14 protein-coding genes are annotated in these 13,452 nt (G+C 72.9%); 2 read left to right on the forward strand and 12 right to left on the reverse strand.

Features of this window, described 5'->3' with window-relative positions:
- Positions 1–53: 53 nt before the first annotated feature.
- From HHX33_RS08965 to HHX33_RS09010, 10 genes are all read right to left on the reverse strand, one after another.
- Entirely contained in the window at positions 54–1,628 is a 1,575-nt protein-coding gene (locus tag HHX33_RS08965) for a fused response regulator/phosphatase (RefSeq protein WP_182874147.1), read from the reverse strand.
- Positions 1,621–3,306, reverse strand: coding sequence for an ATP-binding protein (locus HHX33_RS08970; protein ID WP_310741272.1), 1,686 nt, complete (start codon positions 3,304–3,306; stop codon positions 1,621–1,623). The genes HHX33_RS08965 and HHX33_RS08970 overlap by 8 nt, the downstream gene beginning before the upstream one ends.
- Entirely contained in the window at positions 3,303–4,298 is a 996-nt protein-coding gene (locus tag HHX33_RS08975) for an ATP-binding SpoIIE family protein phosphatase (protein WP_182874148.1), read from the reverse strand. Before HHX33_RS08975 ends, HHX33_RS08970 begins: the two co-directional genes overlap by 4 nt.
- 32 nt (positions 4,299–4,330) lie before the next feature.
- Positions 4,331–4,714, reverse strand: a complete 384-nt coding sequence (locus HHX33_RS08980) for an anti-sigma regulatory factor (protein WP_182874194.1) — start codon at positions 4,712–4,714, stop codon at positions 4,331–4,333.
- Positions 4,715–4,728: 14 nt separating this feature from the next.
- Complete coding sequence (locus HHX33_RS08985; protein ID WP_208758908.1) at positions 4,729–5,094, reverse strand: STAS domain-containing protein; 366 nt, start codon at positions 5,092–5,094, stop codon at positions 4,729–4,731.
- Positions 5,094–5,927 (reverse strand): STAS domain-containing protein, encoded by an 834-nt coding sequence (locus HHX33_RS08990; RefSeq protein WP_182874149.1) that lies wholly within the window; start codon positions 5,925–5,927, stop codon positions 5,094–5,096. Before HHX33_RS08990 ends, HHX33_RS08985 begins: the two co-directional genes overlap by 1 nt.
- 97 nt (positions 5,928–6,024) lie before the next feature.
- Positions 6,025–6,435, reverse strand: a complete 411-nt coding sequence (locus HHX33_RS08995) for a Fur family transcriptional regulator (protein WP_111697701.1) — start codon at positions 6,433–6,435, stop codon at positions 6,025–6,027.
- A gap of 370 nt (positions 6,436–6,805) precedes the next feature.
- A complete protein-coding gene (locus tag HHX33_RS09000; RefSeq protein WP_182874150.1) occupies positions 6,806–7,303 on the reverse strand; it encodes an FABP family protein in 498 nt (165 codons plus the stop codon).
- A gap of 64 nt (positions 7,304–7,367) precedes the next feature.
- Positions 7,368–8,024 (reverse strand): response regulator, encoded by a 657-nt coding sequence (locus HHX33_RS09005; RefSeq protein ID WP_182874151.1) that lies wholly within the window; start codon positions 8,022–8,024, stop codon positions 7,368–7,370.
- The gene (locus HHX33_RS09010; protein WP_182874152.1) at positions 8,021–10,126 is read right to left on the reverse strand and encodes a sensor histidine kinase; all 2,106 of its coding nucleotides are present in this window, start codon (positions 10,124–10,126) and stop codon (positions 8,021–8,023) included. Before HHX33_RS09010 ends, HHX33_RS09005 begins: the two co-directional genes overlap by 4 nt.
- Positions 10,127–10,339: 213 nt before the next feature.
- On the opposite strand from HHX33_RS09010, the gene HHX33_RS09015 reads away from it, so the two are divergent.
- Positions 10,340–10,981 (forward strand): hypothetical protein, encoded by a 642-nt coding sequence (locus tag HHX33_RS09015; RefSeq protein ID WP_182874153.1) that lies wholly within the window; start codon positions 10,340–10,342, stop codon positions 10,979–10,981.
- Between the two features lie 43 nt (positions 10,982–11,024).
- Positions 11,025–11,387, forward strand: a complete 363-nt coding sequence (locus HHX33_RS09020; protein WP_182874154.1) for a DsrE family protein — start codon at positions 11,025–11,027, stop codon at positions 11,385–11,387.
- A 70-nt stretch (positions 11,388–11,457) separates the two neighbouring features.
- On the opposite strand, the gene HHX33_RS09025 is transcribed toward HHX33_RS09020, so the two are convergent.
- Together HHX33_RS09025 and HHX33_RS09030 are read right to left on the reverse strand one after the other, a co-directional pair.
- Entirely contained in the window at positions 11,458–12,165 is a 708-nt protein-coding gene (locus HHX33_RS09025) for a type 1 glutamine amidotransferase (protein ID WP_182874155.1), read from the reverse strand.
- Positions 12,155–13,429, reverse strand: coding sequence for a MurT ligase domain-containing protein (locus HHX33_RS09030; RefSeq protein ID WP_111697707.1), 1,275 nt, complete (start codon positions 13,427–13,429; stop codon positions 12,155–12,157). Before HHX33_RS09030 ends, HHX33_RS09025 begins: the two co-directional genes overlap by 11 nt.
- Positions 13,430–13,452 lie beyond the last annotated feature (23 nt).

Genomic DNA, 13,452 nt, shown 5'->3' on the forward strand with positions numbered 1-13,452 from the left:
CGCGGCCCTGGCTCGCCCCTGTGGACAACGGGCCATGAGCGGCCGGCGTGACGTCATCGCGGCACGCGGCGGAAGGCGACCAGCGCCACGTCGTCCTCGCGGGCCCCGAACGTGGCGATGAGCCGGTCGCAGAAGCTCTCCAGGTCGTCGCCCACGTGTTCGGCCTGCTGGCGGGCGATCTCCAGGCTCTCGTCGAGCAGTTTGTCGCGGTCCTCGATCAGCCCGTCGGTGAACAGCACCATCGTGGCGCCCTCGGCCAGGTGGAGCCGGTCCACCCGGTACCGCTCCTCGGCCACGCCCAGCAGCAGGTTCCCGAACCTGTGGTAGACCGCGTCCCGGCCCGCCATCAGCGGCGGGATGTGCCCGGCGTTCACGAGCTCCAGCTCACCGGTCTCCGGGTCGAGCAGGAGCAGGCAGACGGTCGCCGTCATCCGGGGGTGATAACGCCGCAGGACCGCGTTGAGCAGGCTCATCGACCGGGCCGGATCGACCGCCTCGATCACCGACGCCCGCAGCGCGTACCGGAGCTCCGCCATCACGGTGGCGGCGTGCAGCGAGTGGCCCTGCACGTCGCCGAGCGCGATCAGCACCCGGTCGCCCAGGGGCAGGACCTCGTAGAAGTCCCCGCCCACCTCCACGTTGTCCACCGCGGGCTGGTACCGCACGGCGATCCGCAGGCCCGGCACGGGCGGGATCCTCTCGGGCAGCAGGCTGCGCTGCAGCGTCAGCGCGATCGTGTGCTCCTCGGCGTACGCGCGGGCCGCGTCGACGGCCAGGGCGACCGCCTGGCCGAACTGCCGCAGCAGGCTCACCTCGTCGCCGTCGAGCGGCGGGTCCGACTCCACGCCCAGGAAGACCGGCGGCCTGCCCGACTTGGTCCGGCACAGCACGCCCGACACGCCACCGGCCACATCCTTGTCGGGGACGACGGCGGCCCATCTCTCGCTGTCCAGGTCGAGCGCCCATACTCCGGTCGAGTCCCCGACGGCGATGGCGCTGAGCCGGTCGAGGGTGTCGGGCCGCACCGGCCGGGCCGCGGCGGCCTCGCCGGGCCGGGCGGAGAACCTGCGCAGCTTCCCGTCCGGCGACACCGCCAGCACCCGCGCGGACCGCTCCACCAGCCGGGAGCAGCCCTCGGCGGCCACCGACAGCAGCCGCTCGAAGTCGTCCGCCTCGTTCAGCAGCAGCGTGCTCTCGGCGAGCATGCTCAGCCGGGCCGCCATCCGCTCGGCCCGCTGCCGCGCCCGGTAGTAGCGCAGCATCGCCCGGACCGTCGCCGCGAACTCGTCGGGCTGGATCGGCTCGGAGAGGTACGCGTCGGCCCCGCGCTCCAGCCCCTCGGCGCGGTCGGCCGGGGTGATCGCGTTGCCGGACACCTGGATCACCGGGATCGAGGTGGTCTCGGGGTTGGCCTTGATCTTCTCGCAGACCTCCATGCCCCCGAGGTCGGGCATCCGCACGTCGAGGACGACCAGGTCCGGCCTGAGCGTGGCGACGAGGGCCAGCGCCTCCTCGCCGCCGCCGGCCTCCACGACGCGGTGCCCAGCCCGCCGCAGCCAGCTCGACAGGATGTAGCGCTTGGTCGGGATGTCGTCGACCACGAGCACGGTCGCCGCGGCGTCAATCACCGGCCCCACCTCCGCGCCGCTCGGCGACCGCCTCCCTGACCGTCTCCAGCAGCCGGTCCCGGCGCAGCCCGTGCTTGCTCAGCGACAGGTGCCCGCTCTCCTGCTCGTCCAGCGCTCCCGACACCGTGACCACGGGCACCTCCCGCAGGATCTCGTCCTCGGCCATCCGCTGCCGCAGAGCGGCGCCGTCCAGCCGGGGCATGAAGAGATCGACCAGGGCGACGTCCGGGACGTGCTCACGCATCCGTTCAAGGGCCTCGTACCCGTCGGCGGCCTCGTCCACGACGGCGGCGAAGCCGAACAGCAGGCGCCGGGCCAGCGCGCGGAACCCCGCGTCGTCGTCGGCCACCAGCACGTGGCCGATCTCGGGGCTCGCCATCCGGTGCGGCACCCGCAGCGTGACCGTCGTCCCCTCCCCCTCGGTGCTCGACAGCTCCAGGTCGCCGCCGAGCGCCTCGGCGAGCCTGCGGGCGTACGGCAGGCCGAGGCCGGTCCCCTTCGCCTTGAGCTGGAGCGGGCCGGGCACCTGGAAGAACTCCTCGAAGACGCGCTCCAGGAGCTCCTCGGGAATGCCGACGCCGGTGTCGGAGATGGTGAAGACGACCTCGGCCATCTCAGGGTCGACCTCGGCGCTGAGCCGCACCTCACCCTCCTGGGTGAACTTCAGCGCGTTGCTGAGCAGGTTGCGCAGGATCCGGGTGAGCATGACCTCGTCGACGAGCATCTCGCCGACCTCGGGCGACACGTCGATCACCAGGCCGACCCCCTCGGCCCGTACGGCGGTGTGGAGTGTCCCGCGCAGCGCCTCGGCCACCGCGACCACGTCCACCAGCGACGGCTCCGGGTCGAGCCGGCCCGACTCCGCCTTGGCCAGGTCGAGCAGCTCCCCCACCAGGACGAGCAGCGTCTCCGCGCTGCCGCCGATGAGGTTCACCTGGTGCTCCTGCTCCTCGGTCAGCGGCTCGCCCCCCGCGCCGACCATCAGCCGGACCAGCCCGATGATCGAGGTCAGCGGCATTCGCAGCTCGTGGCTCACGTTGGCCCAGAACCGCTGCCTGGCCTCGGCGGCGCTGCGCAGCTGGGACGACTTCTCGTCCAGCTCGGCGTACAGCGCCACGACGCCCCGGTTGGTCTCCTCCAGCTCCGCCGACAACTGGTTGTACAGCGCCATCACGCCCTGGTTGGTCTCCGCGAGCTCGGCGTTGAGTCGCAGGACCTCCTCCAGCGTCCGGGCCAGCTCCTTGTTCTGCTCGCGCAGCTCGTCCAGGGCGGTGGCGGGCGCCAGCGGGGCCAGACCGGCCCGTACGTCGGCGACCGTCAGGCTGCGCCGGTGCCCGGGCACCCGCTTCACGAGCGTGACGCGTCCCTCCTCCGCGGCCAGGGTGACCTCGTCGACGAGGCGGCCCGCGAGCGTCAGGCCCTCGCTGGGCCGCAGGCTCTGCCCCTCGCCGTACTCGACGGTGACGACCAGCCGGTCCTCCGCCAGGCTGAAGGTCACGTGGCCCTCGGCGCCCGAGGCCAGCACCTCGCGGCCGATCTCGCTGAGCGCGGTCGCCATGCGGATCTGGTCCTGCGACTCCATGCCCACGAGCTCGGCGATCCGCCTGCCGAGCCGCCGGACCGCGAAGACGTCCTGGTCTCCGCTGACGTCCGCGCGCGTGAGCACCTCGCCGGTCACGGCCCCTGCCTCAACGTCACCACGCAGGCGTCGTCCCTGCGGCTGCCGGCGTCCCGCAGCAGGGTGGCGCCGATCACGGCCGGGGAGCGGGCGAACAGGCCGGGGAAGGACGCCGGGTCCCAGCGGTCGGTGAGGCCGTCGGAGTGCAGCACCACCGTGGCGTGCGGCGGCAGCGCGTACTCGTACTGCTGCGGGCGCCTGCTCTTGTGCCCGGCGATGCCCGGCAGGGAGATCATGCCCTGGCGGCCCTCGGCGTGCGCGATCCAGCCCGAGATGTTGCCCAGCCCGGCGTACGACACGGTCTCCCGCTCGACCCTGACGACGGCCACGGCACCCCCTCTGGTGTGGCTCAGCCCGCGGTGCACGCGTTCCAGCGCGGCGACGGGCGGGGCGAGGGGGTCGTCCAGGAACACCCGTACGGCCTCGCGGGAGGCGTGCGCGGCGGCGGCGCCGTGGCCGAGCCCGTCACAGAGCACGGCCGTGATCACGCCGCCGGTGTCGACCACGGCGTAGGAGTCGCCGCAGATCGTCTCCTCGCCGATCGGGCGGCGGATCCCGCTCACGCGCGGCGGCGGCCCGGGCGAGCCGTCCGCGGTGAAGTGCGTCACCAGGACGGTGCCCCGGCCCGGCATGCTGTGCACGTCCCAGGCCGAGGCCATCCGGGCGATGGCGCCGAGCCCGATGCCCAGGGTCCCCGAGGTGGAGAAGCCGTCCCGCAGGGCGCGGGCGAGGTCGGCGATGCCCGGTCCGCGGTCGACGGTCACCAGTTCCACCACGCCCGCCCGCTCGCCGTGCGGGCGCACCAGGACGACGCCGTCCTCGGCGTGCTTGACCAGGTTCGAGACCGCCTCGGTGACCGCCACGGCCACCTGGCCCGTTCGGTTCTGGTCGAACCCTGCGGCCGTCGCCAGCGCGACCGCCGACCTGCGGACGGCGCCGATCACACTGGGGTCCGTGGCGCGGACCCAGATGTCCTCGTGACGGCCGGTCACGCGGCTCTCACCGGGCGGCTCGTCAGGGCCGCTCAACGGGCCCACTTGGTCACCGTGATGCGGGTGCCCTCACCCGGGGCGGAGACCAGGTCGAACTCGTCGACGAGCCGCCGCGACCCGCTCAGGCCGAGCCCGAGACCGCCCCCGGTGGTGAAGCCGTCGGTCATCGCCTGCGCGATGTCGGAGATGCCGGGGCCCTCGTCGGAGAAGACCAGACGCAGGCCCGGCCGTAGCCCGGTGGAGACCTTCTCGACCTCCACCCGCCCGCCGCCGGCGTGCACCAGGACGTTCCTGGCCAGCTCGCTGGCGGCGGTTACGATCTTGGTTTGGTCGACCAGGGAGAGCCCGATCTCGGCCGCCACGCTCCTGACCTTCTGGCGTACCAGTACGACGTCACCGTTGGTGGCGATGGGCATCTCCTGCGGCCCGCTCACCCCTCGGCGCTCCTCGCGTGCTCCAGCATCACGACTCCCTTTTCGAGGTTGAGGGCCGTGCGCACGCCGCCGAGCGACAGTCCCAGTTCCACCAGCGTGATCGCCACGGCGGGCCGCATCCCGACCACCACGGTCTCCGCGTCGAGCATGCGCGTCATCGCGGCGATGGTGGAGAGCATCCGGCCGATGAACGAGTCGACGATCTCCACGGCGGTGATGTCGATGATCACCCCGCGCGCCCCTCTGGACACCACCGTCTCGGCCAGGTCCTCCTGCAGAGTGAGCACGCTCTGGTCGTCCAGGTCGATCTGGATGGAGACGATCAGGATGTCGCCGAGCTTGAGGATCGGCACACGCTCCATCAGTCGCGCTCCGCCCTGACCGCGACCCGGGTGGTCGCGGCGCCCTTGACCTGCACACCGCTGCGTGTCAGCGTGTACGCCAGCGCGTCGGCGAGTGACGCCTTCGTCACGATGTCGCCGAACTCGATGCCCAGCGTGACGATGGTGTGCGCGATCTGCGGGCGGATGCCGGAGATCACGCACTCCGCGCCCATCAGCCGGGCCGCGACGACGGTCTTGAGCAGGTGCTGCGCGACCTCGGTGTCCACCGCGGGCACGCCGGTGATGTCGATCACCGCGTGCTCCGAGCCGGTGTCCACCAGCGTCTGCAGCAGCTTCTCCATCACCACCTGCGTACGGGCGGAGTCGAGCGTGCCGACCAGCGGCACCGCGACGATCCCCTCCCACAGCTTCACGACAGGGGTCGAGAGTTCGAGAAGCTGCTCGGCCTGGTCGATGATGATCTTCTCGCGGGCGGCGGAGTAGGTCTCGAAGGTGAACAGCCCCAGGTCGTCGATCAGCCGCGACAGCCAGGCGAAGCCACGCAGCGCCTCGGTCTGCCCGTCGGCCTCGACCTGTTCGTACACCGCCTCCTTCAGCGAGAACACGACCCGGGCGGTGTCGGAGGGGGTGTAGCCCTGCCGGGCGCGGGAGCGGGACAGCTCGCCGAGCAGGCCGCGTACGTCGGCGAGGTCGCCGTCGCCGGCGAGGGCCGTGCGCAACGCCTGGTGCAGATCCCGGAGTTCGTCGATCGGCGCGCCGGAGATCTGGCTCCACCGCCGCAGCAGCGGCTCCTCCTGGGAAGTGAATATCTCAACGATGCGCCGCCGGGCGGCGTCCGCAGGAACGGTCACGTGTACTCCTGACGACGGCAAGGTGTCTCACCGCAACGCTACCGTCAGAAGGACATACCACCGCCCACATCTGGGACATTACCGGCATACCGGAAGGTCAGCGGCACTTCCGGCAGGTGCCGAAGACGGTGAGGTGGCGCACGTCGGTCGCGAATCCCAGCTCCGCGTCGAGGGCCGAGACGAGACCGTCCACGAGCGGGGGGGCCACCTCGGTGACCTCGCCGCAGCCCCGGCAGACGAGGTGGACGTGATCGGCCTCCGAGGCGAGGTGATAGGTCGGAGCGCCGTGCCCCAGGTGGGTGTGGGTGACGAGCCCGAGCTCCTCCAGCAGTTCGAGGGTCCGGTAGACGGTCGAGATGTTGACCCCTCTGGCCGTCCGCTGCACCCGGGCGCAGATGTCCTCCGGCGTGGCGTGCCCCAGCTCGGTGACCGCTTCCAGCACGAGCTGGCGCTGGGGGGTGATCCGGTAGCCGCGGGCCCGCAGCTCCTCGTGCCAAGTCTCGGCCATGACCAGAAGTTTAGGTCGTGGCGCGGAAACCGGCCTCCGCCACGCCCCGGGGGGCGGCCGATAATCCGCTTGCCCCTTCGCGGATCGCTCGCATAACTTGAAGGCACGCAGAAGGGAGGTGGTCCAAACAATGGTTGATCATTATTGGGCTAGCGAGGTGGCTGTCCGCTAGGACTCGTCCATCTGGACCCTCCGTCTGGATGTCGTACGACGTCCCGGCGAATCCTCGACAGACACCGGAACCCCGGGCAGCCGGCGGCCGCGGACGAACGTCCTCGGTCATGGTCCAGCCGGCCCGCCTCCTCAGGAGGCGGAGCGCGCCCGGGGTTCTTTCTTTTCCCCCGTTCCCGCTCTCGTGGCCCCGCTCTCGTCATCCCTGCTCGTCGAAGTCGCCGGTCCTCCTGAGCTCCGCGGAGGCGTGCGACTGCAGCGGGTGCCCCACGGCCGCCATGTCGTAGGCGTACATGAGGTTGCCGTTCACCAGGCCGTACAGCCGGTGGCCCGCGTTGTACTCCTTGGCCGTCGTGGTGCGCGCGACCACGTCCGTACGCAGCTCGATCTTGTGGAAGACGACCTCCCCCACGTAGATCTCGACGATGCCGGTGGGATGCGCGAGGCACACCTCGATCTGACGCCCGGGCTGGATGCGCCAGAAGCCCGCCTCGGTGGACAGCGGTCTGACCTTGTCGCCCTCGGCGTCGAGCAGCCAGCTACGGCTCCGGTAGCTCAGGAACGGCTTCCCGTTGTGCCCGAACACGACTTCCTGGCCGAAGTTGGCGCTCTCCATGGTGGGATAGCCGATCACGCCGGCCCCCTCCCAGCGGCCCAGGAGGAAGGCGATCGGCTCAAGGTCGGGGTGTACGTCCATGGAGACGAGCTTAGAGGCGGTGGACGGCCCTCCCGACAGAACCGCACAGCCCGGCCGCGGGGCCTCAGCGGCCGAGGCCGGCGTCCCGCCCCCGGATGATCGCCTCCGCCCGGTCGGCCGCCTGGATCTTGCCGAGCACCGCGTGCACGTGGTTGCGCACGGTCTTCTGGGACAGGAACAGCCGCGCGGCGATCTCGCCGTTCGACAGTCCCGCGGCCACCAGGTCGAGCACCTCGTGTTCGCGGGCGGTCAGGCCGGGGAACGCCGTGGCGGCGCCGCTCCGCGGCCTCGGGGCCAGGAAGTCGGTGATCCGCCCGGCGAGGACCGCCCCGAACACCACGCCGCCGCCGGCCACGGTGGTGATCGCGCGCACCACCTCCTCGGGTTCCGCGCCCTTGAGCAGGTAGCCGCGCGCTCCGGCGCGGAGCGCCTCGAAGATCGTGCCGTCCTCCTCGGACATGGTCAGCACCACGACACCGGTCTCCGGCCGCTCCCGCAGGATGTGGCGGGTGGCCTCGATCCCGTCCATGCCGGGCATCGAGACGTCCATGACCACGACGTCGGGCTCGTGCCGGGCGGCCTGCTCGACGGCCTCGGCGCCGGTCGCGGCGGTCCCGACGACCTCGACCTCGTCGATGCTGCCCAGCAGGGCCGCGAAGCCCTCGCGGAACACCGGGTGGTCGTCCACCACGAGCACCGTCACCGGGCGCTGTCCCGTCATATCCCCACCTCTTCCGTCGTCACCGCTCGCGTCACGGCCTCTCGCCTCGTGGCGGGCGGTCCGATGGGCAGCCGCGCCCACACCCGCGTGCCGCCGGACCCGGCGGAGGTCACGCTGCACGACCCGCCGAGTTCGGCGGCCCGTTCGCGCAGGGAGACGAGGCCCACGCCGCTCACCACTCCGTCGCCGAGGCCGACGCCGTCGTCGGTCGTCACGACGTCGAGGCACCCCGCCTCGCCGTCGCGGGTGAGCGTGATCACGCACTCGCCGGCCCGCGCGTGCCGGACCACGTTGGTGAGGGCCTCGGACGCGATCCGGTACGCCGCCACCTCGACCGCCGCCGGGAGGTCGGACAGGTCGCCGTGCTCCTCGACCCGGACCGCGAGCCCCGGGGCCCGCAGCCGCTCCGCCTGCTGCCGGATCGCCCCGACCAGCCCGACGTCGTCGAGCGCGGGCGGCCGCAGGCCGTGCACCAGGCGCCGCACCTCGGTGAGCATCCCGGTGAGCTCCTGCCGGGCCAGGCCGAGGATCCGGTCCGCCTCCTCGGGCGAGCGGCGGGCGGTGATCCGCGCGGTGTCGACGCGGGAGGCGACCGCGGCCAGGGCCGGCCCGAGGCCGTCGTGCAACTCGCGGCGCAGGCGGCGGCGTTCGTCCTCCACCGCCGCGACCAGGCGCTCGCGGCCGCCCTGCAACTCCTCGGCGAGGCGTACGGCGCGGGCGGCCGCGGCGGCCTGCCGGATCAGGTCGGCCAGCAGGCGCTCGTCGTTCGACGAGAGCCGGGTGCGGGAGGGCGCCTGGCGGGGCAGCAGCAACCGGCCGATCTCCTCGCCGCGGTAGGTGATGGGTAGCGCGCGCGTCCCGGCGGGACGCTCGCCGTCCTCGACCAGCAGCCGTTCACCGCTGACCTGCGTGATCTCCACACCGACGTACGGCGACCGGAAGGCCCGCGCGACCGTCCGCGCCAGCGTGAGAAGCTGCGTCCCCGAGTCGTCGGCCCGCTCCAGCCGCTCGGCGAGCCCGGACATCACGCGGTAGGGATCGTCCCGTTCGCCCACGACCCAGCGCCGCACCAGCCGCCACAGCCGGTGCCGTAGCTGCGCGTACAGGATGGCGACCGCGAAGACGGCGATGACCAGGCGCTCCCCCTCGTTCAGGCGCGGCCCCAGCAGACGGCCCGCGCCGCCGAGGACCAGCAGGTCGAGCAGGACGGTCAGGGCGAGCAGGGCGCCGTACACCACGGTCCCGCCGAGCAGCCGGTCGATGTCGACGAGGTCCGGCCGGACGATCCCGACCGCGACCGATCCGGCCGTGAGGACCAGGGCGATGTCGAGACCGGCGGTGCCGAAGTCGTTCGGCAGCAGCCGGATGGTCAGCATGACCAGCAGGTCGGCCACGGCCGCCCACAGCAGCCAGCGCATGCGCGCCCGGCCGACGCCGGCCGACCTCCGGTAGCGCCGCACCACCACGACGAACGGCGCGAGGAGGCTGAGCGGGATGCACAGCTGGGCCACCAGGAGCACGCCGCTCCAGACGGCGTCCGGCAGCGGGACGTGAAGCGGATCGAGGTCGAGGGCGGTCAGCGGCGCGGGGATCGGCCGGGAGTCCGTGGTCGCCTGCGCGATGGCGGACGGCACCGCGACCAGGGCCAGCGGGAGCAGGCTCGTCAGCGCCAGGCTGACCAGCGTGACCCCGCGCCACCAGCCCGTGGGCATCTTCCCGTCGGGGTAGAGCAGCAGCACCAGCGGCAGCAGCAGCAACAGTCCCGCGCCGAGCCGCTGGTAGACGAAGAAGGCCGCCGACCCGCCCGGCAGTGCGGGGTGGTGCAGGGTGGCGTAGGCGAGCCACGAGGCGGCCGCGTCGTCCACCGCCCACCAGGCGCCGAAGACCGCCATGAGCCGGCCCAGGGGATGACGCGCGTGCCGGGTGAGCACCGCCGCGCCGGCGGTGGCCAGCGCGACGCCCGCCATCGCGTCGGGACCCGCCGGAGGCAGGTCGAGCAGGACCCGATGGGCCTGCGGCACCCGCAGGCCGATCAGCGCCGCCGCCACCGCTGCGGCCATCGCGACCACGAGGAACGCGAGCCCGGCGACGTTCAGGCGCACAGGCCGACGAACCATCACAAACCGCACCAGAGCAGTGTGCCGCAGGCGGAACGGGATGTCCCTAGGACGCGCGTCCCGTCCGTCCTGGGACACGAGACGGGCCCGGAATCGGGACGCCGCGCCCTGACGGCCCGGGGCGGTGGTTCAGCAGGATCGTCCCCGTCGCCGCGGTGATCCCCACCGCCGCTCCACCCCCGAATCGAAGGAAGCCCGATGACCAGCACCTCCCACGTCCCGGCGCACACGGACCCCGCCGCCCCCACCGCCGCTCCCACCGGGGGGCTCGCCGACTCGACGGTGCGCCGGCTGGCCCTTGGCCTCTCCACCGGCGCGCTGACCTGGTCGGCCGTCAGCTTCGTCTACGGCTTCGACGTCGCGGGCGACCCGGGCCTCATGATCACCGACCTGGCCGGCCTGGCGTTCCAGATCGGCGCCCAGTGCCTTCTCACGATCATGCTCCGCACCGGTGCGACCGGCGTGAGCCGCGTGGCGCGCGGCATGGTGCGGGCCGAGCGGGTGCTGCTGGCCCTGGCCATGGTGTGGAGCCTCGTCCACGGGCTCTTCCCGGCCGCGCGTGACACGGTCTGGCTCGGGATCCTCGACGCGTTCTGGCCGCTGTCGATGCTGGGCATGTTCGTGCTCGGTGTCAAGATCGCCATCACCGGCCGGTGGCGCGGGGCGGCCCGCCTGTGGCCGCTCGTCGCCGAGAGCTGGGTGGTCGTGACCCTCCCGACCCTGGCGATCTTCGGCACCTCCGTGTCCAACGTCGTCGGCGCGGCCCACCTGCTGGTGGGGTACACCACTCTCGGACTCGTCCTCGCGTTCCGTCCCGACCTGGTGCGCGGCGGGAAGTGAGTGGCGGAGAACACACGGGGGCCCGGCGGACTAGGCTTCCGTTATGGCACGATCTTTGGTGATCAAGGTGACGGCCGGGGCGGACGCCCCGGAGCGCTGCAACCAGGCCTTCACGGTCGCGGCGGCGGCGCTGGCGAGCGGTGTCCCGGTCTCGCTGTGGCTGACCGGTGAGTCCTCCTGGTTCGCCCTGCCGGGGCGGGCCAAGGAGTTCACCCTGGCCGAGGCCGCGCCGCTGGAGGACCTGCTCGCGGCCGTCCTCGCCGCGGGCAGGGTCACACTGTGCACGCAGTGCGCCGCCCGCAGGGGCATCACGGTGGACGACCTCATCGACGGGGTCCGCATCGCGGGAGCCCCCACGTTCGTCGAGGAGGTCCTGGGCGAGGGCGTGCAGGCGATCGTCTACTGATCCCGCTCCGGGCCCGCCCGGCGACCGGCCGCCGGCCCCCGATTTCTCGGGGACCGGAGGCGCGGGCGGGTCAGGCGGGCAGCACCGCGCGCAGGCGCTCGTCGCGCAGCGCCTGGTACCAGCCGTCGTCGATCGCGGGCAGCGGCCCGGTCACCCAGCTCAGCAGCAGGTCGGCCAGCGCGGGGTTGCGGGCGAGCGCCGGGCCGTGCAGGTAGGTGCCGATGATCCGGCCCGTGTAGCAGCCCTCCGTGCCGTCGCCGTTGCCGGTGCCGACGACCGTCCGGGACAGCGGGCGCACCCCCGGCCCCAGCCTGGTCACGCCCATGTGGTTCTCGAACCCGGTCAGCGTGGGCAGCCCCAGCGCGGGGTCGACCTCGGCGGCCAGTTCGCCGACCGCGCGCCGCTCGCCGCGCCCCGAGCTGATGTCGAGCAGGCCGACGCCGGACACCGGCTGGCCCTCCTCGCCGCCGAACACCGTGCCCATGATCTGGTAGCCGGCGCAGACCGCCAGCAGGGCCGCACCCCGCTGGATCGCGGCGTGCAGGCCGCCGTCGCGGCGCAGCCGCTCGGCGCCGAGGATCTGCGGCCGGTCCTCGCCGCCGCCGATCAGGTAGACGTCGCCCTGCTGCGGCACGGGGTCCGAGGAGCGCACGTGGATGGTCCGGGTGGGGATCCCCCTGGCCCGGGCCCGCTGCTCCAGCACCAGGACGTTCCCCTGGTCCCCGTACGTGCTGAGCAGGTCGGGATAGATCCAGACGATGGACAATTCAGACGGCACGGCCGAACTCCGCTCGGATCTGCTGGAACGCGGTGTAGTTGGCGATCACGTCGATCTTGCCGGGGGCGAGGACGGCCACCGCCTGCTCGAACGACTCGCAGAGCTGGAAGGGCACCTCCGCGACGGCCAGCCGCAGCGCGAGGTCGAGGCGGCGTTCGCCGGTGACCAGCACGGGCCGGCCCCGCAGGATGCGGTAGTCGACGTCCCACAGCCAGGAGGTGTCGCGGCCGTCCGGCCCCTGCGCGTTCACCGACAGGATGATCGGCAGCGCCGGGTCGGCGACGTCGAAGGCCTCCAGCCAGCCGGCCGGGTTCTTGGCCAGCAGCAGCCGCAGCGACCTGCCCTCCCGCTCGACGGTGGTGTAGCGGCCCGCGACCGACGTGACCGTACGCAGGCGGGGCAGCGCCCGGCCGGGGTCGAGGCCCAGCGTCTCGGCGACCGCCAGCGCGACGGCGGCGTTCGCCCGGTTCGCCTGGCCGGGAAGCTGGAGGTCCAGCCGCCAGCGCTGCCCGCGGGGGTCGATCACGTCCTCACCGTCGAGCACCCAGTTGGGCTCGGGACGGTGGAAGGTGCACTCGCGGCAGGCCCAGCTGGTGTCGGCGAGCTGGGCGGCGGTCAGGTTCTGCCCGCCGTTGCCGAAACCGGCCCGGTCGAGCGGGCCGCCGCACTCGGGGCAGCACCAGGAGTCCTCCCGCCAGCGCTGCCCGGCCGCCACCCACGTCACCCGGGCGGCGGTGGACGCGCCCCAGGTGACCAGCGGGTCGTCGCAGTTGGCGATCACGTGGGCGGGCCGGCCCGCGAGCGCGCGGCGCCACTTCTGGGCCAGCAGCCAGATCTCGGCCGCCCGGTCCATCTGGTCGCGGCTCAGGTTCATGAGGCAGACGATCCCGGCCTCGGTGGTGTCCAGCACCTCGGGCAGGTACTTCTCGTCCACCTCCAGCACGCCGTACGGCGCGCCCTTGCTGGAGGCGAGCGCCGACACGTGCCCGGCGGGCATGTTGGCGCCGAACGCGTTCGTCGCCACGTCGCCGAGCTCCTGCAGCGCCGAGGTGATGAGACGGGTCGTCGTGGTCTTGCCGTTCGTCGCGCTGACCAGGACGAGCTTGCGGTCGGCCGCGAGCTTGCGCAGCAGGTCGGGCTCCAGCATCAGGCCCACCCTGCCGCCGATCACCGAGCCGTCGCCGCGCCCGGTGGCCCTGGACAGCGTCGCGGCCGTACGGCCCAGAGCACTGGCGAGCTGGGCCCGCAACGGAAGCTGACTCATGCCCAGATCCTAGTGCCCCCGCC

The organism is Microbispora sp. H10670, assembly GCF_014161385.1.
GTDB classification, from domain to species: Bacteria; Actinomycetota; Actinomycetes; order Streptosporangiales; family Streptosporangiaceae; genus Microbispora; species Microbispora triticiradicis.

What these genes read in the sequence shown, in the direction of transcription:
- HHX33_RS08980 (WP_182874194.1), bottom strand. Translation starts at nt 4,714, where the DNA reads ATGCCCATCGCCACCAACGGTGACGTCGTACTGGTACGCCAGAAGGTC.
- HHX33_RS08985 (WP_208758908.1), bottom strand. Translation starts at nt 5,094, where the DNA reads ATGGAGCGTGTGCCGATCCTCAAGCTCGGCGACATCCTGATCGTCTCC.
- HHX33_RS08995 (WP_111697701.1), bottom strand. Translation starts at nt 6,435, where the DNA reads ATGGCCGAGACTTGGCACGAGGAGCTGCGGGCCCGCGGCTACCGGATC.
- HHX33_RS09000 (WP_182874150.1), bottom strand. Translation starts at nt 7,303, where the DNA reads ATGGACGTACACCCCGACCTTGAGCCGATCGCCTTCCTCCTGGGCCGC.
- HHX33_RS09005 (WP_182874151.1), bottom strand. Translation starts at nt 8,024, where the DNA reads ATGACGGGACAGCGCCCGGTGACGGTGCTCGTGGTGGACGACCACCCG.
- HHX33_RS09015 (WP_182874153.1), top strand. Translation starts at nt 10,340, where the DNA reads ATGACCAGCACCTCCCACGTCCCGGCGCACACGGACCCCGCCGCCCCC.
- HHX33_RS09020 (WP_182874154.1), top strand. Translation starts at nt 11,025, where the DNA reads ATGGCACGATCTTTGGTGATCAAGGTGACGGCCGGGGCGGACGCCCCG.
- HHX33_RS09030 (WP_111697707.1), bottom strand. Translation starts at nt 13,429, where the DNA reads ATGAGTCAGCTTCCGTTGCGGGCCCAGCTCGCCAGTGCTCTGGGCCGT.